The organism is Bacillus cereus group sp. RP29 (genome assembly GCF_040459765.1).
In the GTDB taxonomy this organism is placed as follows: domain Bacteria; phylum Bacillota; class Bacilli; order Bacillales; family Bacillaceae_G; genus Bacillus_A; species Bacillus_A paranthracis.
On the sequence record NZ_JARVHN010000001.1, the window covers coordinates 3530500 to 3554236 of the forward strand.

The following is a 23737-nucleotide window of genomic DNA, read 5'->3' on the forward strand; positions in this document are numbered from 1 at the left end:
TCTTACATTTCTTTATACTGCGGTAAAACGATAGTAAAAACTGTTTCTTTATCGTTACTACGTACAGCGATATCTCCTTTATGAAGTTCTGCTATACTTTTCGCAATTGCAAGTCCCATTCCTTTTCCACCTGTATGAGAGCTGCGTGATTTTTCACCACGATAAAACTTCTCAAAAACATAAGGCAGGTTCTCATCCGGAATACATTGCCCAAAATTTTTAATTTCTATTTCAACATTCATGTCTCTTTTAGAAATTTGAATTACAATCTCCTTTCCGTCTTTCCCGTACATAATACTATTACTAATTACATTTTCGAATAACCTCACCATAAGTGCTACATTCATTTCCACATGTAACTCCTTATCACCTTTCATACAAAAGCTCATATCGGCATCATCTAGTTGTGGTACAAAATCAATCATAATTTGTTCCATTAACGCTTTCATATTTACTACACTTTTATGTAATTCAATCTCTCTATAATTTATTTGACAGTATTCTAATAATTCATCAACTTGATTTTTTAATTCATAACTTTTTCGCTTTAATATGCTTACATACTGTTCACATTCTTCTCCATTTGCATGCAGCTTATCTCCTAATAAGTCCGCATAACCGATTAAAGATGTTACAGGTGTTCGTAAGTCATGCGAAATATTACTAATCATTTCATTTTTCATTTCCTGTGATTTTTTTTCATTCTCGATAGACTCTTTTAAGCTTTTCGCCATTCTATTAACATTTGCCGCTAGTTCACCAATCTCATCGCTTTTCGAAATAGGTATATGTATTTCAAAATTACCTTCACTTATTTCTTTCACGTTCTTGTTAATTTGAGACAACCTTTTCATCAGCGTTTTTGTCATGAATGCAAAGTATGTTGTAGTAAAAATCAAAAAAACTATAAAATATAAAAATGAATATTTTTCCTCTAAAACATTAACCTGACTATATATATTTCCAACCAAAATTTGAAACACTATTATACTTACAGTCGCTAACAAGATGCTACATATGAATGCGATAAAAAACTTAGCTCTAATGCCTTGTAATGATTTAATCTTCAATTTTATATCCGACTCCCCAAACATTTTGAATAAACTTCGGTTCTTTTGGATTCTCTTCAATTTTATTTCTTAATCTTGCGATATGAACCATTACTGTATTATTGCTTTCATAAGCCCTTTCTTTCCAAACGCTCTCATATATTTCTTCAATAGTAAATACACGATTCTTTGCAGCTGCCATTAAATACAAAATATCATATTCAGTTTTCGTAAGATTGATTGTTTCTCCATATAACATTACTGTTCTAGACGCTTCATCTATTTCTAAACCTCTAATATTTATTTTCTTTTCTATTACTTGGACAGCATTTTGATTGAAATATGTATACCTTCTTAATTGAGCCTTCACTCTTGCAATTAATTCAATTGTACTGAACGGCTTCACAATATAATCATCTGCTCCCGTACTAAATCCGACGACTTTATCTACGTCCGATGATTTTGCACTTAAAAACATAATTGGCAAACTATGTTTCTCTCTAATTCTTCTACACAATTCTATCCCATCCATTTGTGGCATCATAATATCCAAAATAGCAAGTTGAATACTGTTATTATTTATAATTTCTAAAGCCTCTTCTCCGTTATGAGCACTAAAAACTTTAAAACCTTCTTGTATTAAATTCACGTTCATAAATCTAACAATATCTTGATCATCATCTACAATTAAAATTGAATTTTTCTCCATATATAAACCTCTTTTTGAAATATATTCCACAATCAATTTTATCACAAATCAAAACTATACTCCCCTCTTGAATAATCTTTATTTTCAGACTAGATTATATAATAACAATACATTCTAGTTTCAAAAGAAATGGAGTGAAAGTATGTTTCCTATATTGAAAACTGAACGACTCATTTTACGAGAACTTACCGAAGAAGATGCACCAGGTATACTACAATGCTTCTCTAATACTGACGTACTGCGCTATTATGGCCAAAAACCGTTACAAGATATTGATCAAGTGAAACAAATTATTCATAACTTTAAACTGAGTTACAATGCAAGAAGCGGTATAAAATGGGGAATCGAATTAAAAGACAAGAAAGAACTCATCGGTACCATTGGTTTTCACGATTGGTCTTCTGAGCATAAACGAGCCAATATAAGTTATGCCTTTTTGCCTGAACACTGGGGACAAGGATATGCGACTGAAGCTGTTTCTGAGGTTATATCATACGGTTTCCATACGATTCATTTAAAGCGGATCGGAGCAATTGTATTTCTTGAAAATGAAGCTTCCAATAAAGTACTATTAAAATTAGGCTTTGAAAAAGAAGGCGTTCTAAAAAATTATATGTATCAAGATGACATTCCCTATGATACGAATTTTTATTCTTTATTAAAATCGTTTTAATAGAATACATGTGTAAAAAAACCTTACTTTAAAAAAGTAAGGTTTTTTGTATTTATTCATTTGCAATATAAGCATTCTTATAAGTATAAATACCACCAAATTGATGCTTTTCAATTCCTCTTACATAATCCTTTTGTACGTAAGCTGAGCCCATTTGATAAAGCGGTGCGACTGCAGCATCCCCTAATAGAATACGCTCGGCCTCTTGCAATGCTTCCCATCTTTTCTTCTGATCTAATACTAGATCGCTTTTCGCTTTCTTTATTAATTCATCGTAGTGACGGTTAGAATAATTCATTTTATTATTTTGATTACCAGTCGTAAATAGTTCTAAATAACTAATTGGGTCTTTATAGTCGGGTCCCCAATTTGCCATAGTTATATCGTAATCACCTGTTTGTTCTAACTGTAATTTTTGCTTAAATGGCTGTTGTTTAATTTGTATCGTTAATCCTTGTAAATTCTTTTCTAAATCACCTTTTATATATTCTGCCATACGTTTTGCGTTATCTTGTTCAAATGTTAAAAACTCGAAGTTTACTTGTTCTACTCCAAGCTCTTTTTTCGCTTCTTCCCAATTTTTTTTCGCACTTTGTACATCATATAAAGAAAGGTTTCCGTTTTCTTCCCTAAAATCTTTTCCCGTTTCTTCATTGATATGCCCAACTGGTACTAGCCCAGTTGCAGGTTTTGCTCCGTTATTAATAAAATGAGCAACGAAATCCTCTTTATTTAACGCGAATGAAATAGCCTGTCGCACTTTCTTATTTGCTAACGCACTATTTTTTTCATTAAAACGTAGCATAGCAATTGCAGGTTCGCTCGACATATGTAACTCCTTATCCCCTTTATACTTGTCTACAAATTGAGAATTAATAGGCACCCGGTCCAAATTACCAGCTTCGTATAAATTAACAGCGGTCATTGTATCCTTTACAATTTGAAAGTTTATCTCGTCTAATTTCACTTTCTTTTCATCCCAATATGGGGCATTTTTCTTTAATTGAAACTCTTGTTCATGCTTCCATTTCTCTAATATAAATGGACCGTTATATAAGAGATTACTAGGTTCCAATGCATAATTCTTTCCTTGTTCTTTCAAAAATGATTCATGCTGTGGTAAGTAAATAGGTAGCGCTAACAACTGTAAAAAATACGGGATTGGCTGTTCAAGTTCCACTTCCAATTTATAATCATTTATAACTTTAACCCCAAGTTCAGCAAGAGGCACTGTTCCCTTATTTATCTCTTTTGCATTTTTCACGTAAAAAAGCATATACGCATATTGAGACGCTGTTTCAGGATTAATTGCACGTTTCCATGCAAACATAAAATCATTTGCTGTCACATTGTCTCCATTTGACCATTTTGCATCTTTACGCAAATCAAATGTATATTTTTTACCATCTTCACTTCTTTTAAACGATTTTGCTACTGCTGGAATCGGCTGATCTTGATCATCTAATACATACAACCCTTCAAATATGTTCTGCATAACGTGCGCTGACGTACCATCCATCGTTTTCACTGTATCAAGAGAAGGAATTTCTTCTGATACTGTTACATTTAATACTTGTTTTTTTGCCTCTTTATCACTTTTATTTTCCTTATTATTACAAGCTGTTAATAATAAAGATGTAACAAGTGCCATTACCATTAAATGGCTCTTTTTTCGCTTCATGAGTTGTTCTCCTTAAATATAAAATATTATAAAGCGTTATATATTATAGCAGAAATATGAACAGAAAGATGCGACATTCTTTTGAATATTTATTCGTTCAAGAAAAAAGTGACCCTTTTAAAAAGGATCACTAAAGATTGAATGTATAATCTACGCTGTTCGCTCAAGTTTAAAAAACATCTCCTATTGTATACCTCCCTTTTTGCTTTAACTTTTCTTCTGTTTCATATAAATCCCCCCATAATTAACTTAATAGACATATAGGTACAGTTTGGTTGGGATATTTTTTTATCTCCATTAAGAAATGCCGCTTTTTTTTGAAATTCAGGTCAAGTAGCAAGTGATATTTTACAAATCTTATACACTTAAGGATTTTGTAAGGATCAAGTAAGAAAAACGAGAACTTTGTTTCGTATAGTCAAAATATAAAGTGAAGAAAGAGAGATTAGGAGTTACTAGAGCGATTACGACAAAACCAGAACTGTTGGTTTTAGATGAACATATCAATGGTTTAGACGTTGTTACAACAGAACCTTAATTTATCATACCTATTTTTCACCATCACATATTGGAGGTTAAAACATGAATAAAAAAAAGAAAATACAAAAATCAATACTTTCCTTTACCCTGCTCTTTTCTTTAGGCATTTCATCTTTTCCGCTTACAACAGCTATTCACGCAAATACACATGAGGAACCATCTGTAGAAAAAAAACGAGTCTCTTTAACGGAGCGTACCTCATTATTTTTTGAATATCTCCAGCAAGATAAATATGCAGAGGCACTTCAGTTGACGTCTGCTGCTTTTCAATCCAAGTTTACAGCAAACACATTACAAAACTGGTGGACACAGAGTGGCTGGAGCGGTATAAAAAGCATGGGGCCCCCCGTGATAAAAGAACGAAACTTAGTCCATCAGACGGTGGAAATGCCAGCAGTTATCGAAGGAACTACCATACCGCTACTCCTTAAATTTACACCTGGCGGGAAAGTAGATGAAATTGGAGAAAGGCCTCCCAAGGAATCATATACCATCCCGCATCCTAGCTATGATCAACCTGACTCTTATCAAGAACGTGAAATCGTCATCGGAAATTCCACCTATCCGTTACCAGCGACATTAACGGTTCCGAAACATAAGCCTGGTGAAAAGCTACCCGTAGTTGTTCTTGTTCATGGTGCTGGCATCCATGATCGCGATAGCACATATATGGGAACAAAAATCTTACGCGATCTTGCGGTGGGCCTTTCATCCAACGGAATTGCAGTGTTGCGCTATGAAAAACGTACCTTAGAACACGCATTAAAGATGAGTGCAGAACCTGTTACGTTAGACCGTGATACTACAGATGATGCAATATATGCAGCAAAATCAGCAGCGCAGCAGGAAGGCATTGATCCAAATAATATTTTCATTCTTGGACATAGTCTAGGAGCTGGCGCAATGCCACGTATACTAAGCAAATCACCTTCTTCACTTGTTAGAGGAAGTATCTTACTCGCACCACCTGCACGCCCCTTGACTGACATTGCCATTGATCAGAATCAATACCTAGGGGCGTCAAAGGAAGTAATCGATGAACTAAAAAGACAGTTCGCTTTTATCCAAGACCCTACGTTCAATCCTGAGCATCCTCCAACTGGCTACAATTTGGGATCGCCTCATTTTATGTATGATGTTTCTAGGTGGCGTCCTGTTGAAGAGGCAAGATCACGAAAAGAACCTTTACTGATTCTGCAAGGAGCACGCGATTATCAAGTAACAGTAAAAAATGAATATACAAAATGGCAGGAAGGGCTTTCAAACCGCAGGAATGTTCAGTTCAATGAATACCCAAAATTGAATCATTTCTTCACAGAGGGTGATGGGGAATTAAGTCTTCCTAGTGAATATGAAATCCCTGCTAATATTCCTAAATACGTAATTCAGGACATTATTAAATGGGTCAACGCGACAAAAGAATAAGAAACATCAAAATCCTTTAAATAATCATTATGATGTAAAGGATTTTTGAAACTAATGATTTTATCTAAATTCTTAACTTCTTTTTATTAATAAAAAGGTTCAGACACAAAAACAGGATGTGGAGAAGACTTTCTCCACATCCTGAAAATACCTATCTTTGCAAACCTCGTTTATATCGACTTGCTTCAAATATAATACGCTCTTCATCTAACGTTTTACATTCGCCATTCCAAACGACATGTTTTCCGTTAATAATTACATCGCTTATATCTTTTCCACTAGCAGCATATACAAGATGCGATAATACTTCATCTGCTGGTTGTAAATGGGGCTTATTAGACGGATCAATTGTAATGAAATCAGCGCACTTTCCAACCTCAAGTGATCCTGTTTGTTTCATGCCGATTACTTCAGCCGCTCCTTTAGTTGCAAGTGTAAGAGCTGTTTCAACCGGTAACGCTGTTGCATCTTGGTGAATACCTTTTTGTAGTAAAGTCGCTATGCGCATTTCTTCAAACATATCTAAATTATTGTTAGATGCAACACTATCTGTTGCAATTCCTACTTTCATTCCTGCTTCTAACATCGCTTTTACATTCGCTATACCAGACCCTAGTTTTAAATTACTATTCGGATTATGAGCTACTCGAACGTCATGTTCCGCTAAAAATGCACGCTCATTGTCATCTAATACTACACCGTGTGCAATCACTGTTGGTCGTTTAAACAATCCGCAACTTGCCGCATATTCTACTGGACGTTTTCCGTACTGCGCTTCAATATCACGTACTTCACGCTCTGTTTCGGAAAGGTGAATATGAACCATCGTTTGATTTTCTACTGCAATACGTGCACACTCTTCTAACAGTTCTGTACTGCATGTATATGGACTATGCGGTGCAACCATCGTAGTTAACATACCACTTTCGTTATAGTAACGCTTCACATATTTCTCAGCTTCTTCAATTGCTTTCTTTTCATCCTCTTTCGTTCCGAAGCTAAATAAAGTTCTTGAAACAGCAGCTCGCATCCCGCTCCTTGATACCGTTTCCATAATTGCATCTTGATCTACTCCAATTGGATTAAACATATCAGAGAAAGATGTTGTACCACTTTTCACCATTTCAAGTAATCCTAATTCCGTACTAGCAACCGCAAGTTCTGGAGTAAATTGACTTTCAAGTGGCCAAATTCTTGTCTCAAGCCACGGCTGTAATAACATATCATCACCAATACCTCTTAAGAGACTCATTACAACGTGTGTATGTGTATTGACAAGCCCTGGCAAAACCCATTTTCCTTTCATGTCAATTACTTCATCTACTTCAAAATCATTAGCGAATTCTCCGCTCTTCACATCTATAATTTGATCATTTTCTACAATGATATATCCATTTTCTATCACTTCATTTTGTTCATTCATCGTTACGATTGTAGCGTTTACATAAGTTGTTTTCAAAAGTATTTCCCCTTTCAACTCTATGAAGTTCCCTTTAATAAGTTACCACCATTATAGTAACTTATTAAAGATTAAGAGTCAAAAGATAATTTCAATTCTTTCGTTATCTTTTTCTTCAACATGCAATATTGTTTTTCATTTGTATCTGCAAATGCTTCTTCTCGATTTGATTCTATATCCATATAATTCAGTTTTTCATTAAATTGAGCCTCTGTAAAATCAAACCTCTGTCCATCTATAAAGTTATAAAAGTGCCACGCCTCTCTTACTTTTGTCTTTTTAATCTCTCCTCCGTATATGTCTTGAACGACCAAAGCCGTTACACCACACTGTCCCTTTGCTGGATTCTCAGTCGTCCACTTTGAACTTGTTTCAATCGACCACGATCTTATTAATGCTTCATATATTCTTTTTTCCTTTACATCATCCACTCTAATCTTCCCCTACTATTAATAGTTTTACACATCATATTTCAAAAGAGGCAGTAAACGATCCTTAAAGACCGTTGATGGTGTCTCTCCGATTAACTGTGCGCCCATTTTCAAGTAATATCCTTTTGCATTCGGATCACTATCAATCGTAAAACTTTTTAAGCCTAGTTCATTTGCTTTTTCTATTACATACTTCCACATTATTTTCCCGTAGCCTTTCCCTTTGTAACGAGGATGAATGTACAGGAAATCGAGAGCTTTATCATTACGTAAAAATGAGAAAAATCCAATCTTCGTATTATCGTTTTCAAAAACATATACAAAATTATTATTTATATACTCTTCTGTAATAGTTAAATCTTCCTTACAGGCAAGTATGAATTCTTCACTATAATCCCACGTCGCTTTTGATTGTAGTGCGAGTTCACTTAATTCATTTGCTTCACTTAATAACGCTTCTCTTATCTTCATGATTCTTTCTCCTCACCTTCGATATGTAAACTATTAAAATGATTCGAAAAGTAATTAAAAAACCCTCTTATTTTCATAAATCTTTATTATAATCAGTACGGCCTGTAACAATGTATTTAAAGGAAAAAACGCCATCTTTGAAAGTTGGCGTTTTCTTCTTCTAAATTTTTTTTCAAACTCAATCTTTCGTTTTACTATTTCTAACGATACACACCTATACAGTTTCTACTACCGCCTCAAGCATTGTTCCATTTTTAGCATAATTCGTATGCCAAGAAAAAGCTTTTTCTAAAACATGAGGAGTTTGTCCACCTCTCGTTTTAGCTTCTTCGTAATAAGCTCTTAGCTGATCACGATACATTGGATGTGCGCAATTCTCGATAATTAATTCCACTCTTTCTCTTGGGGCCAGTCCTCTTAGATCAACATACCCTTGTTCAGTGACGATAACATCTACATCGTGTTCCGTATGGTCCACATGTGAAACAAAAGGAACGATACTTGAAATGTTGCCACCTTTCGCAATCGATTTCGTAACAAAGATAGCTAGGCGAGCATTTCTCGCAAAATCACCAGAACCACCGATACCATTCATCATTTTTGTGCCTAAAACGTGAGTAGAGTTCACATTTCCGTATATATCTAATTCTAAAGCAGTATTAATCGAGATTAATCCGAGGCGACGAATGATTTCAGGATGATTAGAAATCTCTTGCGGGCGCATCATTAATTTGTCACGATACTTTTCAAAGTTGGAAAATACTTTTTGCATTTTCTCCTCAGAGAGTGTGATTGAACAGCATGAAGCAAAATTGACTTTTCCAGCATCCATAAGATCAAAGACCGCATCTTGTAAAACTTCAGAATACACTTCTAAATCTTCAAACTCCGAATCTAACATTCCATGAAGAACAGCATTAGCCACTGAGCCAATTCCTGATTGTAACGGTGCTAAACGATTTGTTAATCGGCCTACTTCGACTTCTTTTCGAAGGAACTCTATTAAATGCTGTGCCATAATAACAGTTTCTTCATCCGGAGGAACAATTGTCGATGGTGAGTCTAATTGGTTCGTAAACACAATCCCTTTCACCTTTTCAACATCGATTGGAATGCCAATCGTTCCAATTCGATCATCCGTTTTCACAATTGGAATTGGAAGTCTTTCTCCTTGTTTACCTGGTTCATATAAATCATGCAGTCCTTCTAACTGCGTGGATTGAGCCATATTCATTTCAATAATAATGGACTTAGCATTTAAAGAAAACGCTAAAGAATTTCCTATTGAAGTTGTTGGAATAATCATGCCATCTTCAGTAATCGCAACCGCTTCCAAAATAGCAAAATCTACATCCATAACGTCAGCGCGAAGTAACTCTGATGTATGAGATAAGTGCTGGTCCACAAATAAAAAATCTCCGTTATTAATTCCTTTTCGCATAGTCGCATCAGCTTGGAAAGGCAATCTTTTCCCTAAAATTCCTGCTTCCGCAAATAATTTATCTACATCAGAACCTAAAGAGGCACCAGTATAAACATTTACTTTAAAAGATGTATCATTCTTAACTCGGTTTACAAGCGCAAATGGGACTGCTTTTACATCACCTGCACGTGTAAACCCACTTAAGCCTAAAGTCATTCCACTTTCAATCCATGAAGCTGCTTCTTCAGGTGTAACTACGCGATCTTTCAGACGTTCATCCCTAATTCTATCCAAATTATTCTCCATATGTAATCCCTCTCCCTATGAATATTCATAATTATTTTACACTTTAACAGTATCTAAATAGGGATTTCAGTATACAATGGCAAAAATTCAGACAAAACAGCGAATCTAGTCTCTAAAGCAGAATAATTTAGAATCCTAGAAGTTTACGAAAATAACTAGCGTATGATTGACTAACTGGAACCCTCTCTCCATTATCCATAGAAAGTAAAAAAGTAGAATGCGTATCAGGATAAATCGCTTGAATATGATTCACATTTACAATAAAGGAACGGTGGCATCTAATAAATGAATCTTTCGGAAGTAAGTATTCGAATTCTTGTAACGAGTATTTATGTGTCCCTGTTAACTCTTCTGCATTTACATACGTCTTTTTATCTTTTGCCTCTAAATACATGACTTTTGAAAAAGGAACCGGAATCCAGCCGTCCGTTATTTTTAAAGTAACGACTGATTTTCCGTCCGTTAAAGCTGGATAAATGGCTGTCACGCAACCTTCAAGCTTTCCATTGTTTGAGAATGGTACGGCCATACCATGATAAGGAATACCAAAAACATCCCGATTCATAAACTCAGAGGTTTTTTGGTTTGTCACCATTGCTTTATGAGCAATCGTTCCTTCCTTTATAGGATCACCGACACTAATCTTTAAATCAATTCGTTTACTTGGCCGATAGTATATATATTCTTTCGTATTCGATACAGCAATTGAAATTTCATCTGAAAATAATTCCCCAACAACATCTAATAGTAAACCTAATGTTTTATCTTCCATTCTATTAACACCTCATTCACTATTATACTACTATTATGAATGGCCTCTGTTGCTTTATAAAAAGTTTGATTATTAATTTTATACATTTATCTCCTCATTTGCACAAGGCTTTCTATTTATTTAATTATATAGAATATAACCTATCTTCAAATATGTAAAAATGACATGAACACTACATCAGTAAATACTTGCAACACCTACAAACAAAAAGTCCAAACTATAAACAGTCTGGACTTAGCTTTCATTCTCATTTATTATGTTCTTCTAACCACGAAATCAAATCTTGAAATACTTCTTCTCTATTCACTTCATGGAACATTTCATGTCTTCCATTTTCATATAGACGCAGCGTTACATCTTTTACGCCACATTTTTTATAATTTTCATATACTTCTTTTACACCTTTTCCCATATCTCCAACAGGATCACAATCTCCTGAAAAAATATGTATTGGAAGGTTTTGCGGTGTTTTCTTAAACTCTTCTAGTTTATTTACTTCTAACACACCAGAAAATAATTCTCGATAAAAACTAGTCGTACAAATGAATCCACATAATGGATCCGCAATATATTTATCTACTTGACTGTTATCTGAAGATAACCAATCAAATTTTGTGCGATTTGGTTTAAAGTGCGAATTGAAATTTCCGAAAGATAAAAAGTTTAGCATCGGACTTTTCGTTTTTGTCCCGCGTAATTTCATCTCAATTGTCGCTACTTTATGACCAATGACTCCTAAGAACCCTGGGTTTCCACCAGTTCCTGAAATAAGGAATCCATCATATAGTTCGCCTCTAAGTTGCACAGCTCGTCTTGATAGGAAAGATCCCATACTATGGCCAAGTAAAAATAATGGACATGACTGCTCTTCTTTTATCATTTCCGAAACAAAGATCACATCAGACACAACCTGATTCCACCCTATATCCGGTTCAAAATGACCATAGTCTTCTTCTCTTTTTACTGTTTTCCCATGGCCTTTATGATCATGCGCATAAACACCATACCCTGCTTCTAATAACGCATCAATAAAGTCTGTATAAACACCTGCATGTTCTGTCATACCATGTGCAATTTGAATAATCCCTTTCGGTTCACATTCTGGTAACCACTTGCGTAAATAAATTTCTGATTCATCCAATGCCGTAACGAAACTTTCCTGTACGTTCATTTCGTCAGCCCCCAACTCTATTATGTATCTCAAAAATGAATATCTATTCATTATTCTTATTATGTATTATATGCAATTGCTTTCATTATGACAAATGCCTACCTTTTCCGATTAGCTGTCAAACCATTTATGTTGACGAAACGTCTATAAAACCATATAGTTACTTACATAAAGTAACTATATGGTTTTAGGAGGTTTTTACTATGATGCCATCACTATTTTTAGCACATGGTTCACCAATGCTCGCTATTCAAGATACAGATTATACAAGTTTTTTAAAAACACTTGGAGAAACATATAAACCGAAAGCAATTGTTATTTTCACTGCTCACTGGGAAAGTGAAGTATTAACGATTTCCTCATCAGATAACGAATATGAAACAATTTATGATTTTGGAGGTTTTCCTCCAGAGTTATATGAAATTAAGTATCGTGCAAAAGGTTCTTCTAGCATTGCATCTATGTTAGAAACAAAGTTTAAAAACAAAGGTATTCCAGTCCATCATAATATGACGAGAGGTTTAGATCACGGCTCATGGACACTATTGCACCGTATGTATCCAGAAGCAAATATTCCTGTCGTCCAAATATCAGTAAATCCATTCCTTTCTGCAAAAGAACAATTTAAGATTGGAGAAGCATTAAAAGGACTTGGACAGGAAGATATTTTAGTAATCGGTAGTGGTGTTACCGTTCATAACTTACGAGCACTGAAATGGAATCAAACTACACCCGAACAATGGGCAATTGAATTTGATGATTGGATTATAAAACATATGCAGACTAACGATAAAGATGCGTTGTTTAATTGGGAAAACAATGCGCCTCATGCACAATTAGCAGTACCAAGAGCAGAGCATTTTGTTCCTTTATTTATCGCTATGGGAAGTGGTGAAAATAGCGGTGAAGTCATTCACCGTAGTTATGAGCTTGGTACATTAAGCTACCTATGTCTTACATTTTAAAGAAAAGGATGAAGCAATCATTGCTTCATCCTTTTTTATTCACTTAGTTAACTAACTTCCAAATGTCGTTTCTCTGATACCTCTTCGTTCTTATTATGAAAATAAACCCAAATACACGCAATAAACAATAGTGATGATGTAGAGAAGAAAACATATTGAAACCCTGCATGTGCTGCAATTTGTCCACCAAGTACTGGTCCAATCATATTTCCTAAAAACTGAAACGATTGATTATATCCAAATATTCGTCCCGTTACATGAGTTGGTGTATGTTGTTTTAGTAGAGTTTGTACGGAAGGTAATAATCCTGCTTGTGCAATACCTAATAAAAATCTAAGAATTAATAGTTGCCAAGCTGAGGTTACAAATGCTTGCGGGATAAAAATAATTCCTGCAGCAAACAACGCTACAACTAACGTTTTTTGAGGACCGATATGATCTGATAATCGTCCTAATCTTGGTGCTGCCAAAATAACAGCTAATCCTGTCGCTGACATAACGGCGCCTGCAATTGTTTCAATATGCGCCGTTTGAGGACCAACTAAATTTTTCACGTACAATGTAACAATTGGCTGAACAGACATATTAGCAAGTTGAATAATAAATGTTGTGACAAACAAACTAATAATCAAATGTTTAGCTGGAACCATCGTCCATACTTTTTTCGTTTGTACTTTTTTTGCTTGAGCAGAGTGATTTTCTTCATGTAGAAAGAAAAAAACGATGAGAAAGGAAAGGAATAAAAAAGCTCCTGTAACAAGAAAAACATGACGCATTCCAATTAACTCAGATAAATAACCTCCAAGTAACGGTCCAAGTAAAGAACCGCTCACGCCACCAGTTGAAATTGTGGAGATCGCCCAACCTGAATGCTCTTGCGGAGTTTCTGCTGCAATAAATGTCATCGCTGTTGAAAGGAAACCAGATACTGCTCCCATCAAAAATCTTAGTGCGACTAGTTGATATACATCCGTTACAAACCCCATAAGCGTCATAATAATCGCCATACCAAGGCTAGCACGAATTAGCATCAATTTCCGTCCATGTATATCACCAAGCTTTCCCCATATTGGTGATACGATCGCACCCATTAAAAATGTTACACCAAATGCAAGTCCCGACCACTGTGCAATACTAGAAGTGCCAGTCACCCCTAATTCCTCAATATAAAAAGATAAAAAAGGAATTACTAAACTCATACCGGCTGCAGTGGTAAAACAACCTAGCCAACAAATCATTAAATTTCGTTTCCAGCTGGCCATTTTCACACCTTCTTTCTTTAGATACCCATTCTACACCCTTTCTTATAAAAAGTTTAGTAATTTGCTTTATTTGTAAGATTTACTACAAAACCCGCTATTTTCTAATAAAAATCACTACATTCCCACATTTTTTTCATAATAAAACCAACTCCACCTAAATGAAGTTGGTTAATAATCCATGATCGGTATTAAACGTGCATTACAACATCTCTCATAAAACTCAATTGGGCCCGCTTGCCCAATAATTGCATATTCATAACCCTCTTGCTTCATACTATGCAGACTACAATGTAACAATTGCTTCCCTACACCTTTCACACGATTTTGTTTCGCCGTGCCCATTGGACCAAACAATCCTTTCTTTCCTCTCACTACATCATAACAAGCGAAACCTACTATCACTTCTTCTTGCTCTGCTATATAAATAGGTAAGTTTTCTTTATATGTACGAAATCCATATTCTATCGAATGTAACCACCGTTCACCAAATTCTGCTTCAACAAAAATTGCTAATTGTTCAAGATCAGAAGCGTTAGCCTTTCTAACAGTACAAGTTAAATCATTATAAATAGGAACAAAACTTTTTAAATCGACTGCTAAATCTCTTGGCTCAGCTATAATACGTAATATATCTCTTTGCATCTGTGCATTTTCAATAACTGGATTTACACGAAATAATGCATATATAACATGTCCTTCATTAATTATTACTTGCTGAAAACGTTCCATACGTTTTTTCGCTATTTGTAAAATTTCTAGCGTCTTATGGGATAATTTATATTGTCCTATTTTTTTATAATCTTGATCCGTTAAATCATATTGTTTTCGTAATGAAAATTTTTCTGAAAAATCCGTACCCATATTACGGAACAAATACATATACAACTCGCCACAAATGCCAGTACCTTCTTTACACATGCCAATAAACAAATGAACTGGTTGAATGATATTACATTCTGCCTCTTCTGCTGCAATCTCCAATATGTTATGCACACGTTTTGTAAATTGAAACTCCTCCATATGTATTTCCATCCTCTACTAATTTACTAACAAACCGTAACCATAAATAATTGAAACAATTACACCCACTACCAATATACCTGGAAGTAAATTTGCCACCTTGATTTTAATAATACTAAGCAAGTTCAATCCAATAGCGGCTATCATAATACCACCTGTAGCTGTCATTTCTACTATAAATTGATTCATTAATTCCTTCGGGACCAAACTATTAATTTGTGTTGCAAAAATTGCAATACCACCCTCATATAAAATAACGGGAATCGCTGAAAATACTACGCCAATTCCTAAAGTTGTCGTTAATATAATAGAAATGAATCCATCGATAATTGCCTTTGTAAATAAAATATCATGATTTCCGCGAATTCCACTGTCGAGTGCACCAAGTATCCCCATCGCGCCAATTGCAAATATTAAAGTAGCTGTTACAAAACCTTCTGATATGCTCCCTTTCCCTTTCGATCCAACTTTATTTTCTAGCCAATCTCCTAACTGTTTTAACTTTCCCTCTAATTGTAACCATTCCCCGATGACGGTACCAATTACTAAACTTAGTATGACAACAAGAAAATTTTCACTTTTCAATGCCATTTGAAGTCCAAGTACAGTAACCGCTAAACCGATTGCATGCATAATTGTTCCCTTCATACTTTCTGGTATTCTACTAAATAATTTACCTAGTAAAGTACCAAATATAATGCAAATCCCATTTACAACTGCTCCTAATATAACCATTTCTCATTCTTCACCCTTCGAATTCTTTATTTCTATATTTTGGTTTATTCATTGATTTACAGGTTATCTATATGTTAACTTAATATTGAGAATATTAACAAATGTTTTTTCAATACATAAACCGCATTTTTTATATCTGTACATAAACCAATTACTTTTTATAGACTCATTGCTAATTTAATTGCGGGATAAACTCAAAAGGGAAGGTATTTATGAAAACTTTACTAAAACGATTTTTGTTAATAGCCTTTTGCATTACGCCAATTGTTGTATTAATTAACCACTCTTTTACTTCAAAAGCGAAAGACAAACCCGATTTCCAAAACAAATCTAGCAAAACTGCTTCAACGAGAGAAAAGAAAATAGAAGACCCAGAAATTACCCTCACCTTTTCTGGTGATACAATGTTCGATTGGCAATTACGTCCGGTAATCGAAAAAAACGGGGCTGATTATCCATTCCAGCATGTAAAAGAAGAAATAACAAAAGCTGATATTTCTTTCGTTAATTTAGAGTCTGCATTTACAACGAGAGAAAAAAAAGCTCCTGGACAACTGTTTTGGATTAAAAGTGATCCATCCACGCTTCAAGCTATAAAAAACACCGGTTATGACATCGTAAATATCGGGAATAATCATACACTTGATTACGGACAAGAGGGATTACTAGATACAATCTCTTACGTAGAAAAATCAAAGTTCCCTTACATTGGAGCCGGAAAAAATGCAAAAGACACATATACTGCACGAGAAATGACTGTAAAAGGAAAAAAATTCAAATTCCTTTCATTCGTCCGATTTATGCCTGATTTTACTTGGGTAGCTGATGACAATAAACCTGGCGTTGCGAACGGGTATGATTTAAATCTTGTAACAAAAACAATTAAAGAGCAAAAGAAAGATGCAGACTATTTAATTGTCTATATGCATTGGGGTGTCGAAAAATCAAATCGTCCGGTAGATTATCAAAAACAATATGTAAATAAAATGGTTACAGCAGGAGCCGACGCGATTGTCGGAAGTCATCCACATTGGTTACAAGGGTTTGAATATTATAATAACGTTCCTGTCGCTTACTCATTAGGAAACTTTTTATTCCCAAGTTATGTGAACGGAAAAAGTGCTGAAACTGGTGTATTAACTTTAACTTTTAAAGGAAAGGATGTCCAAATGTCATTCAATCCTTATATCATCCGTAACAACCAAGTTTCCCCTGTAAATGAGGAAGAAAAGAAAAAAGCTCTACAATATTTACAAGAAGTTTCAACCGATGTAGAAATTGATGATACAGGGAAAATAATAAATAAACGCCACTAAACAGTACAAGATCCATTTCTCTGTAACATACATTAGAGAATAGGTGATGAATATGCTAAAGAGCTTATTAGAAAATATAGTTCTCTTAGAAAATATCTATAAAATTTCTATAGCAATCCTGCTTTTATGTTCCTTTTATTCTGTGAGACTATTAAAAAAAATAAAGCGAGAGAGAAACCTTTCTCCCTTTGAATTTACTATGTATGTAATCATTCGTATTGCAATACTCTTTTGGTTAGCTAGCTTTATTCTTCTTGAATTTAATGAATATCTAGTTTAACTATAAAAAAGATAGAACAAGCATTATATTTCCCCGCTTGTATCTATCTTTTTTATTTGGGTGCTAACTCTTTCCTTCTATTAAATAAGCAAATCAAACAAAACAGGATTTTTATTAAGCTCCATAAATTGAATGTTATTTTCTTTAAAACGGGTAATTAACTGCTCGTAATCTTCTTTATGTTTTAATTCTACTCCGACTAATGCTGGACCATTTTCCTTATTATGTTTCTTAATATACTCAAAGCGAGTAATATCATCTTCTGGCCCTAATCCTTTATCAAGAAATTCTCTTAACGCACCTGAACGCTGTGGGAATTCAATGATGAAATAATGCTTTAATCCTTCATAAATGAGAGATCGTTCTTTCATTTCTTGCATTCTATCAATATCATTATTTCCACCACTTAGCGTACAAACAACTGTTTTACCTTTTATTTCATCTCTGTATAAATCAAGCGCTGCAATAGAGAGTGCACCAGCTGGTTCAGCTACAATCGCATTTTTCTTATACAGTTCTAAAATCGTCGTACAAACCTTTCCCTCTGGTACTAAAACAATGTCATCAATTACATCTTTACAAGTTTCAAATGTTAACTTTCCTACCTTTTTAACCGCTGCCCCATCAACAAAACTATCTATTTTCTCCAATGCGACATTATCATTTTGAAGAAAAGCCTCTTTCATAGATGCAGCTCCCATTGGCTCTACCCCAATGACCTGTGTAGCAGGACTAACACCTTTCACATATGTACCAACACCTGATGCTAATCCACCACCACCAATTGCTGTAAAGATATAATCAACCGGTTTCTCCATATCATGCATAATTTCAACTGCCACTGTCCCTTGACCAGCAACTACGTACGGATCATCAAACGGATGAACAAATGTCATTCTATTCTCTTCACAATAACGCTGCGCTTCTTGGAAAGAGCTATCGAATGTATCACCAACCAATACAATCTCTGCGAAATCACCACCGAAAAATTGTACTTGTGACACTTTTTGTTTAGGTGTCGTCGTCGGCATGAAAATTTTTGACGGAATCTTTAATAAATTACACGTATAAGCTACTCCTTGCGCATGATTACCAGCACTTGCACAAACAACACCGTTTTGTAATTGCACTTTCGGTAAACTTTGAATTAGATTATACGCACCACGAATTTTGAAAGAGCGAATTAATTGTAAGTCTTCTCGTTTTACATAAACGTCACAATCATATTTCTCAGATAAAACTGTATCACGTTGTAACGGTGTTTTAATAACGATATCCTTCATGCAATTATGAGCCATTAAGATATCTTCAATTTTCACTCTCTCCTTTACCTTTTGCACCATTTCATATCATCCTTATCTCTTTTATATTGGCTCAATCAAAATTTGGGACTTTTAAGACTGCACCTGTATTCGCCGACGTTACCATTTGTGCGTAGCGCCCAAGCCATCCCGTTTTCACTTTCGGTTCTGGTCGTTTCCATTCTTTTTTACGCTTATCTAATTCTTCATCACTAATTCTTACTTCTAACAACCTTTCCTCAACATCGATACAAACGATATCCCCTTGTTCAAGAAGTGCAATCGTTCCGCCCGCAGCTGCTTCTGGCGAAATATGCCCTACTGAAATACCACGTGAAGCACCAGAGAAACGACCATCGGTTAACAACGCAACATCTGCACCTAATCCCATGCCAGCAATCGCTGACGTTGGTGCTAACATTTCCGGCATACCAGGACCGCCTCTTGGTCCTTCATAACGAATAACAACTACATCTCCTTTTTTAACCTTCCCAAGCATAATGCCGGCAAGCGCCTCATCTTGTGAATTAAAAATAACGCATGGTCCTTCAAATCGTTTTACTTCAGTTGCCCCACTTTTAATAACTGCCCCATCCTTCGCAAGGTTTCCTTTTAATATACGTAATCCACCTTCTTCACTATGAGGGTTTTCAAGAGAATGAATAACTTCCTTATCTTTAATCTCTGCATGAGCAATGTTCTCTCTTAACGTCTGCCCCGTAGCAGTAATACGATCTAAATGAAGTACCCCTTCTTTTCGGCTCATCTCTTTCAAAATTGCACTAATCCCGCCCGCGCGGTCAATATCTTCCATATGCCAATTAGAAGCAGGGCTTACTTTACATAAATGTGGTACACGCCTTGAAACAGCATCAATACGGCTCATATCATAATCTAGTCCTGCCTCATGTGCGAGTGCTAATGTATGTAACACTGTATTTGTTGAACCGCCCATCGCCATATCAAGCGCGAACGCATCATCAATTGCTTCTTCTGTTACGATGTCTCTCGGTTTAATATCTCTTTCAATTAAAACCTTTAATTTCTCTGCTGCTTCTTTAATTAACTCCTCACGCCTCGGATCAATAGCCAAAATACTTCCGTTACCAGGAAGAGCTAAGCCTAATACTTCACATAAACAGTTCATAGAGTTCGCTGTAAACATACCGGAACAAGAACCACAAGATGGACAACCATGATCTTCAATATCCTTTAATTCTTCTTCTGAAATTTTCCCAGATTGATACGCTCCTACTCCTTCGAAAACAGAACTTAAATCGACAACTTCTCCTTTAGATGTTTTTCCTGCTGCCATCGGGCCGCCCGAAACAAACACAGTCGGAATATTAATACGTAGTGCAGCCATCATCATACCAGGTGTGATTTTGTCACAGTTTGGAATACAAATCATGCCATCAAACCAGTGTGCATTTACAACCGTTTCTACTGAATCTGCAATGATTTCTCGACTCGGAAGCGAATAGCGCATACCGATATGCCCCATCGCAATACCGTCATCTACTCCAATTGTATTAAATTCAAATGGAACCATGCCTGCTGCACGTACTGCTTCTTTAACAAGTTTCCCAAACTCATTTAAGTGCTTATGACCTGGAATAATTTCAATAAAAGAATTACAAATAGCTATAAACGGTTTATCAAAATCTTCATCTTTCAAACCAGTTGCTTTTAATAAACTACGATGCGGCGCTTTATCAAAACCTTTTTTAATCATGTCACTTCTCATCTTGTCAAATCCCCTCTTACGTATTTTTCACTTACAATCTATTACTCTATTTCTTTACTAATTCTTTCGGTGCATGAATCCAGCTCATCATTTCACGAAGCTCTGCTCCTACTTTTTCTAACTGATGATTTTGCTCTGCTTTTTTCATCGCATTATACGTTGGACGCCCAGCTTGGTTTTCTAAAATCCATTTCTTCGCGAATTCACCTTGCTGAATTTCTGTAAGTACTCGTTTCATTTCTTTCTTCGTTTCATCTGTAACAATTCTCGATCCTGTTACATAATCTCCGAACTCTGCCGTATCGGAAATAGAATGTCGCATGTTCGTTAAACCACCTTCGTACATTAAATCAACAATTAACTTTAATTCATGTAAACATTCGAAGTATGCAATTTCAGGACGATATCCGCCTTCTGTTAACGTTTCAAAACCAGCTTTCACAAGTGCAGTTACACCTCCGCAAAGTACCGCTTGCTCACCAAACAAATCCGTCTCTGTTTCTTCTTGGAATGTCGTTTCAATTACACCTGCACGTGTACAACCTACACCTTTTGCATAAGCAAGTGCTACATGTAACGCTGTGCCTGTTGCATCTTGATGTACTGCGACTAATGCTGGAACACCATTTCCTTCTTGAAATACACGGCGAACGAGATGACCTGGACTTTTTGGCGCAACCATCGCTACATCTACGTAACTTGGCGGATTAATTTGGCCGAAGTGAATGTTAAATCCATGTGAAAAAAGTAACATTTGTCCTTCACGAAGATTCTCTTCTACCTCTGCTTTATACACATGAGCTTGCTGTTCATCTGGCAGTAACATTTGTACAACTTGCGCGGTTCGAACTGCTTCTGAAACAGACATTACTTCAAATCCATCTGCTTTTGCTACTTCAAAAGACTTACCAGGTCGAACACCAACTACAACTTCCACACCAGAATCGCGTAAATTTTGCGCCTGTGCATGACCTTGAGACCCATAGCCAATTACCGCAACTGTTTTCCCTTTTAATAACTCTACATTTGCATCTTGCTCATAATATGTTTTCATACTCCATACACTCCTTATAATTTGTTTACTTGCAGTACATTGATTAACTTTTTCAACTGACCGACGAGTAATGTTGCTTCTTGTTCTGTACAAACTGCCGTTAACTCCATTTCACTTTCATTTAAATTTAATGAAGAAATATAATAACCACGCCGAGCAAAAATTCCACTTATGCGTAATAAGACATTTGAATCGTTATCGATAACTAATGAAAAAGTATGACTCATTCTTCCCACCTCTTCATAATCATTTCGTTATTCCCTTTATTTGGTGGAACCATCGGAAATACGTTTTCACCTTCTTCTACACAAAAATCAACTACGACAGGTCCTTCATGAGCAAATGCTTCTAACATCACTTGTTTCGCCTCGGTTGAATTTATCGCTCTTAATCCTTTCACTCCATAAGCTTCTGCCACTTTCACAAAATCTGGAGATCCAATTTTCGACTCTGACAATCGGTTTTCATAAAACATTTCTTGCCATTGCCTTACCATCCCTAAAAATTTATTGTTTATAATAAATACTTTTACAGGGATGTTATTTTCAGCAATTGTTTGTAGTTCTTGAATATTCATTTGAAAAGAAGCATCACCTGCAATACAAATAACGAGTTCTTCTTCTTTTGCAAGCTGAGCACCAACTGCCGCCGGGAAGCCAAATCCCATCGTTCCTAATCCACCTGATGTTAGAAAAGTCCGCGGGTTTTTCGCTTTATAAAAATGCGCAGCCCACATTTGATGCTGTCCTACTTCTGTCGTAACAATCGCTTCACCATTCGTTAATTCACTTACTAAGCTAATAACATGCTGTGGTTTTAACTCACTTTCTTTTTGAATATAGGAAAGAGGGTATTCCGCTTTCCATTCCTCGGTTTTCGTAAGCCATTCATCTGTCTGTGTACAAATTGGCATATGTAACAACATGTGTAACGCTTTTTTTACATCTCCAACAACTGGATACTTTACCGCTACATTTTTTTGAAACTCCGAAGGATCTATATCAATATGTACCTTTTTCGAATGCGGAGAAAAGAGTTCTAATTTTCCTGTTACACGATCATCGAAGCGAACACCTAAAGCAAGTAATAAGTCACATTCTGTTACTGCCATGTTTGCAGCGTACGTTCCATGCATACCGAGCATTCCTAAAAACAATGGATCTCCCGGCGGATATGCACCTAGCCCCATTAAAGTTGACACGACTGGAATACGATTTTCTCTTGCAAATTTGATCAGTTCATCAGATCCATCTGAATGAATGACACCTCCTCCAATATAAAGAAGTGGACGTTTCGCTTTTGAAATTTCTTTCGCTACCTCTCTAAGTTTCATGCTGTCTGGTACGAGTTCTGGTTTGTACCCCGGAATATCAACTTCTTCATTAAAGAAACTGGTGACTTTTGCATTTTGAACATCTTTTGGAATATCAATTAATACCGGCCCCGGCCGCCCGCTTTCGGCGATGTAAAAAGCTTCTTGTACAATGCGCGATAAATGATTCACATCACGAACTTGGTAATTATGCTTTGTAACAGGTACTGTAATTCCAACAACATCTGCTTCTTGAAATCCGTCTTTACCAATTAATGACTTTGCAACTTGCCCTGTAATGACAACTAAAGGAATCGAATCCATATAAGCATCTGCTAAGCCCGTAACTAAATTTGTCGCCCCTGGGCCAGAGGTAGCAAAGACTACCCCGACCTTTCCAGAAGCTCTCGCATATCCTTCTGCCGCATGAATAGCAGCTTGTTCATGACGAGTTAAAATGTGCTTTAAACCACTTCCGTATAACGCATCGTACACTGGCAAAATCGCTCCGCCCGGATAACCGAAAACAGTCGTTACGCCTAAATTCTTCAAGCATTGAATAACGTGTCCAGCTCCTGTCACATCTTCACACTGTAATTTCTCATATGTTGTATACTGTTGCTCCATTTTAATTA

22 protein-coding genes are annotated in these 23737 nt (G+C 35.8%); 5 read left to right on the forward strand and 17 right to left on the reverse strand.

Translation table 11 applies throughout. From position 1 onward, the window contains the following. Positions 1-2: 2 nt before the first annotated feature. On the reverse strand, positions 3-1070 hold the full coding sequence (locus QCI47_RS18750) for a sensor histidine kinase (protein WP_353811914.1): 1068 nt from the start codon (positions 1068-1070) through the stop codon (positions 3-5). Beyond that, a complete protein-coding gene (locus QCI47_RS18755) occupies positions 1060-1758 on the reverse strand; it encodes a response regulator transcription factor (protein WP_193654489.1) in 699 nt (232 codons plus the stop codon). The genes QCI47_RS18750 and QCI47_RS18755 overlap by 11 nt, the downstream gene beginning before the upstream one ends. A 142-nt stretch (positions 1759-1900) precedes the next feature. On the opposite strand from QCI47_RS18755, the gene QCI47_RS18760 reads away from it, so the two are divergent. After that, positions 1901-2431 carry a GNAT family N-acetyltransferase gene (locus QCI47_RS18760; protein WP_046197686.1) on the forward strand — a complete coding sequence of 177 codons (531 nt, stop codon included), beginning with the start codon at positions 1901-1903 and terminating at the stop codon, positions 2429-2431. A gap of 52 nt (positions 2432-2483) precedes the next feature. Here the strand turns inward: QCI47_RS18760 and QCI47_RS18765 are convergent, their stop codons facing one another. Next, a complete protein-coding gene (locus QCI47_RS18765; RefSeq protein ID WP_309422669.1) occupies positions 2484-4112 on the reverse strand; it encodes a peptide ABC transporter substrate-binding protein in 1629 nt (542 codons plus the stop codon). Positions 4113-4694: 582 nt separating this feature from the next. Here QCI47_RS18765 and QCI47_RS18770 point away from each other — a divergent pair. After that, positions 4695-6077 (forward strand): alpha/beta hydrolase family protein, encoded by a 1383-nt coding sequence (locus tag QCI47_RS18770; protein WP_071742594.1) that lies wholly within the window; start codon positions 4695-4697, stop codon positions 6075-6077. Between the two features lie 151 nt (positions 6078-6228). Here the strand turns inward: QCI47_RS18770 and QCI47_RS18775 are convergent, their stop codons facing one another. The 6 genes from QCI47_RS18775 to QCI47_RS18800 form a co-directional block, all read right to left on the reverse strand. Further along, positions 6229-7554, reverse strand: a complete 1326-nt coding sequence (locus tag QCI47_RS18775) for a bifunctional S-methyl-5'-thioadenosine deaminase/S-adenosylhomocysteine deaminase (protein ID WP_001997220.1) — start codon at positions 7552-7554, stop codon at positions 6229-6231. A 53-nt stretch (positions 7555-7607) separates the two neighbouring features. After that, positions 7608-7967 carry a YunG family protein gene (locus QCI47_RS18780; protein ID WP_000342916.1) on the reverse strand — a complete coding sequence of 120 codons (360 nt, stop codon included), beginning with the start codon at positions 7965-7967 and terminating at the stop codon, positions 7608-7610. A 27-nt stretch (positions 7968-7994) separates the two neighbouring features. Next, positions 7995-8438: a GNAT family N-acetyltransferase gene (locus tag QCI47_RS18785; protein ID WP_000701911.1), complete on the reverse strand. Its 444-nt coding sequence runs from the start codon at positions 8436-8438 to the stop codon at positions 7995-7997. 214 nt (positions 8439-8652) lie between these two features. Further along, positions 8653-10167, reverse strand: a complete 1515-nt coding sequence (locus tag QCI47_RS18790) for a succinyl-CoA:acetate CoA-transferase ScpC (RefSeq protein WP_000429782.1) — start codon at positions 10165-10167, stop codon at positions 8653-8655. Between the two features lie 127 nt (positions 10168-10294). Then, positions 10295-10939, reverse strand: a complete 645-nt coding sequence (locus tag QCI47_RS18795; RefSeq protein WP_353811915.1) for a LytTR family DNA-binding domain-containing protein — start codon at positions 10937-10939, stop codon at positions 10295-10297. 247 nt (positions 10940-11186) lie between these two features. Continuing rightward, positions 11187-12110, reverse strand: a complete 924-nt coding sequence (locus QCI47_RS18800) for an alpha/beta hydrolase (protein ID WP_262724102.1) — start codon at positions 12108-12110, stop codon at positions 11187-11189. Positions 12111-12313: 203 nt separating this feature from the next. Here QCI47_RS18800 and QCI47_RS18805 point away from each other — a divergent pair, with 203 nt between their 5' ends. Beyond that, positions 12314-13075 (forward strand): DODA-type extradiol aromatic ring-opening family dioxygenase, encoded by a 762-nt coding sequence (locus QCI47_RS18805; RefSeq protein ID WP_000982933.1) that lies wholly within the window; start codon positions 12314-12316, stop codon positions 13073-13075. 47 nt (positions 13076-13122) lie between these two features. Here the strand turns inward: QCI47_RS18805 and QCI47_RS18810 are convergent, their stop codons facing one another. The 3 genes from QCI47_RS18810 to QCI47_RS18820 form a co-directional block, all read right to left on the reverse strand. Beyond that, entirely contained in the window at positions 13123-14337 is a 1215-nt protein-coding gene (locus tag QCI47_RS18810) for a multidrug efflux MFS transporter (RefSeq protein ID WP_000179317.1), read from the reverse strand. A gap of 168 nt (positions 14338-14505) precedes the next feature. Then, the gene (locus QCI47_RS18815) at positions 14506-15357 is read right to left on the reverse strand and encodes a GNAT family N-acetyltransferase (RefSeq protein ID WP_309422664.1); all 852 of its coding nucleotides are present in this window, start codon (positions 15355-15357) and stop codon (positions 14506-14508) included. An 18-nt stretch (positions 15358-15375) separates the two neighbouring features. Beyond that, entirely contained in the window at positions 15376-16092 is a 717-nt protein-coding gene (locus QCI47_RS18820) for a DUF554 domain-containing protein (RefSeq protein ID WP_000236043.1), read from the reverse strand. Positions 16093-16304: 212 nt separating this feature from the next. On the opposite strand from QCI47_RS18820, the gene QCI47_RS18825 reads away from it, so the two are divergent. Both QCI47_RS18825 and QCI47_RS18830 read left to right on the forward strand, forming a co-directional pair. Continuing rightward, entirely contained in the window at positions 16305-17408 is a 1104-nt protein-coding gene (locus QCI47_RS18825) for a CapA family protein (RefSeq protein WP_309422663.1), read from the forward strand. A gap of 52 nt (positions 17409-17460) precedes the next feature. Continuing rightward, entirely contained in the window at positions 17461-17688 is a 228-nt protein-coding gene (locus QCI47_RS18830) for a hypothetical protein (protein ID WP_000920264.1), read from the forward strand. 80 nt (positions 17689-17768) lie between these two features. Here the strand turns inward: QCI47_RS18830 and ilvA are convergent, their stop codons facing one another. Genes ilvA through ilvB form a run of 5 tightly spaced genes read right to left on the reverse strand, consistent with a single transcriptional unit; the run spans position 17769 to position 23729 of the window. Continuing rightward, positions 17769-19031 (reverse strand): threonine ammonia-lyase IlvA, encoded by a 1263-nt coding sequence (ilvA, locus tag QCI47_RS18835; protein ID WP_000250338.1) that lies wholly within the window; start codon positions 19029-19031, stop codon positions 17769-17771. 31 nt (positions 19032-19062) lie between these two features. After that, a complete protein-coding gene (ilvD, locus tag QCI47_RS18840; protein ID WP_001255807.1) occupies positions 19063-20736 on the reverse strand; it encodes a dihydroxy-acid dehydratase in 1674 nt (557 codons plus the stop codon). A gap of 46 nt (positions 20737-20782) precedes the next feature. Then, positions 20783-21790: a ketol-acid reductoisomerase gene (gene ilvC, locus QCI47_RS18845; RefSeq protein WP_000861157.1), complete on the reverse strand. Its 1008-nt coding sequence runs from the start codon at positions 21788-21790 to the stop codon at positions 20783-20785. 14 nt (positions 21791-21804) lie between these two features. Further along, positions 21805-22017: an ACT domain-containing protein gene (locus tag QCI47_RS18850; protein WP_270726065.1), complete on the reverse strand. Its 213-nt coding sequence runs from the start codon at positions 22015-22017 to the stop codon at positions 21805-21807. Beyond that, entirely contained in the window at positions 22014-23729 is a 1716-nt protein-coding gene (ilvB, locus tag QCI47_RS18855) for an acetolactate synthase large subunit (protein ID WP_000437840.1), read from the reverse strand. Before ilvB ends, QCI47_RS18850 begins: the two co-directional genes overlap by 4 nt. Positions 23730-23737 lie beyond the last annotated feature (8 nt).

Excerpts from the sequence above, each read along its gene's own strand:
- QCI47_RS18820 (WP_000236043.1), bottom strand. The coding sequence starts at position 16,092 with ATGGTTATATTAGGAGCAGTTGTAAATGGGATTTGCATTATATTTGGT.
- QCI47_RS18795 (WP_353811915.1), bottom strand. The coding sequence starts at position 10,939 with ATGGAAGATAAAACATTAGGTTTACTATTAGATGTTGTTGGGGAATTA.
- QCI47_RS18805 (WP_000982933.1), top strand. The coding sequence starts at position 12,314 with ATGATGCCATCACTATTTTTAGCACATGGTTCACCAATGCTCGCTATT.
- QCI47_RS18810 (WP_000179317.1), bottom strand. The coding sequence starts at position 14,337 with ATGGCCAGCTGGAAACGAAATTTAATGATTTGTTGGCTAGGTTGTTTT.
- QCI47_RS18850 (WP_270726065.1), bottom strand. The coding sequence starts at position 22,017 with ATGAGTCATACTTTTTCATTAGTTATCGATAACGATTCAAATGTCTTA.
- QCI47_RS18830 (WP_000920264.1), top strand. The coding sequence starts at position 17,461 with ATGCTAAAGAGCTTATTAGAAAATATAGTTCTCTTAGAAAATATCTAT.
- QCI47_RS18790 (WP_000429782.1), bottom strand. The coding sequence starts at position 10,167 with ATGGAGAATAATTTGGATAGAATTAGGGATGAACGTCTGAAAGATCGC.
- QCI47_RS18760 (WP_046197686.1), top strand. The coding sequence starts at position 1,901 with ATGTTTCCTATATTGAAAACTGAACGACTCATTTTACGAGAACTTACC.
- QCI47_RS18770 (WP_071742594.1), top strand. The coding sequence starts at position 4,695 with ATGAATAAAAAAAAGAAAATACAAAAATCAATACTTTCCTTTACCCTG.
- ilvB (WP_000437840.1), bottom strand. The coding sequence starts at position 23,729 with ATGGAGCAACAGTATACAACATATGAGAAATTACAGTGTGAAGATGTG.
- QCI47_RS18815 (WP_309422664.1), bottom strand. The coding sequence starts at position 15,357 with ATGGAGGAGTTTCAATTTACAAAACGTGTGCATAACATATTGGAGATT.
- QCI47_RS18825 (WP_309422663.1), top strand. The coding sequence starts at position 16,305 with ATGAAAACTTTACTAAAACGATTTTTGTTAATAGCCTTTTGCATTACG.
- QCI47_RS18765 (WP_309422669.1), bottom strand. The coding sequence starts at position 4,112 with ATGAAGCGAAAAAAGAGCCATTTAATGGTAATGGCACTTGTTACATCT.
- ilvA (WP_000250338.1), bottom strand. The coding sequence starts at position 19,031 with ATGGTGCAAAAGGTAAAGGAGAGAGTGAAAATTGAAGATATCTTAATG.
- QCI47_RS18785 (WP_000701911.1), bottom strand. The coding sequence starts at position 8,438 with ATGAAGATAAGAGAAGCGTTATTAAGTGAAGCAAATGAATTAAGTGAA.
- ilvD (WP_001255807.1), bottom strand. The coding sequence starts at position 20,736 with ATGAGAAGTGACATGATTAAAAAAGGTTTTGATAAAGCGCCGCATCGT.
- QCI47_RS18755 (WP_193654489.1), bottom strand. The coding sequence starts at position 1,758 with ATGGAGAAAAATTCAATTTTAATTGTAGATGATGATCAAGATATTGTT.
- ilvC (WP_000861157.1), bottom strand. The coding sequence starts at position 21,790 with ATGAAAACATATTATGAGCAAGATGCAAATGTAGAGTTATTAAAAGGG.
- QCI47_RS18800 (WP_262724102.1), bottom strand. The coding sequence starts at position 12,110 with ATGAACGTACAGGAAAGTTTCGTTACGGCATTGGATGAATCAGAAATT.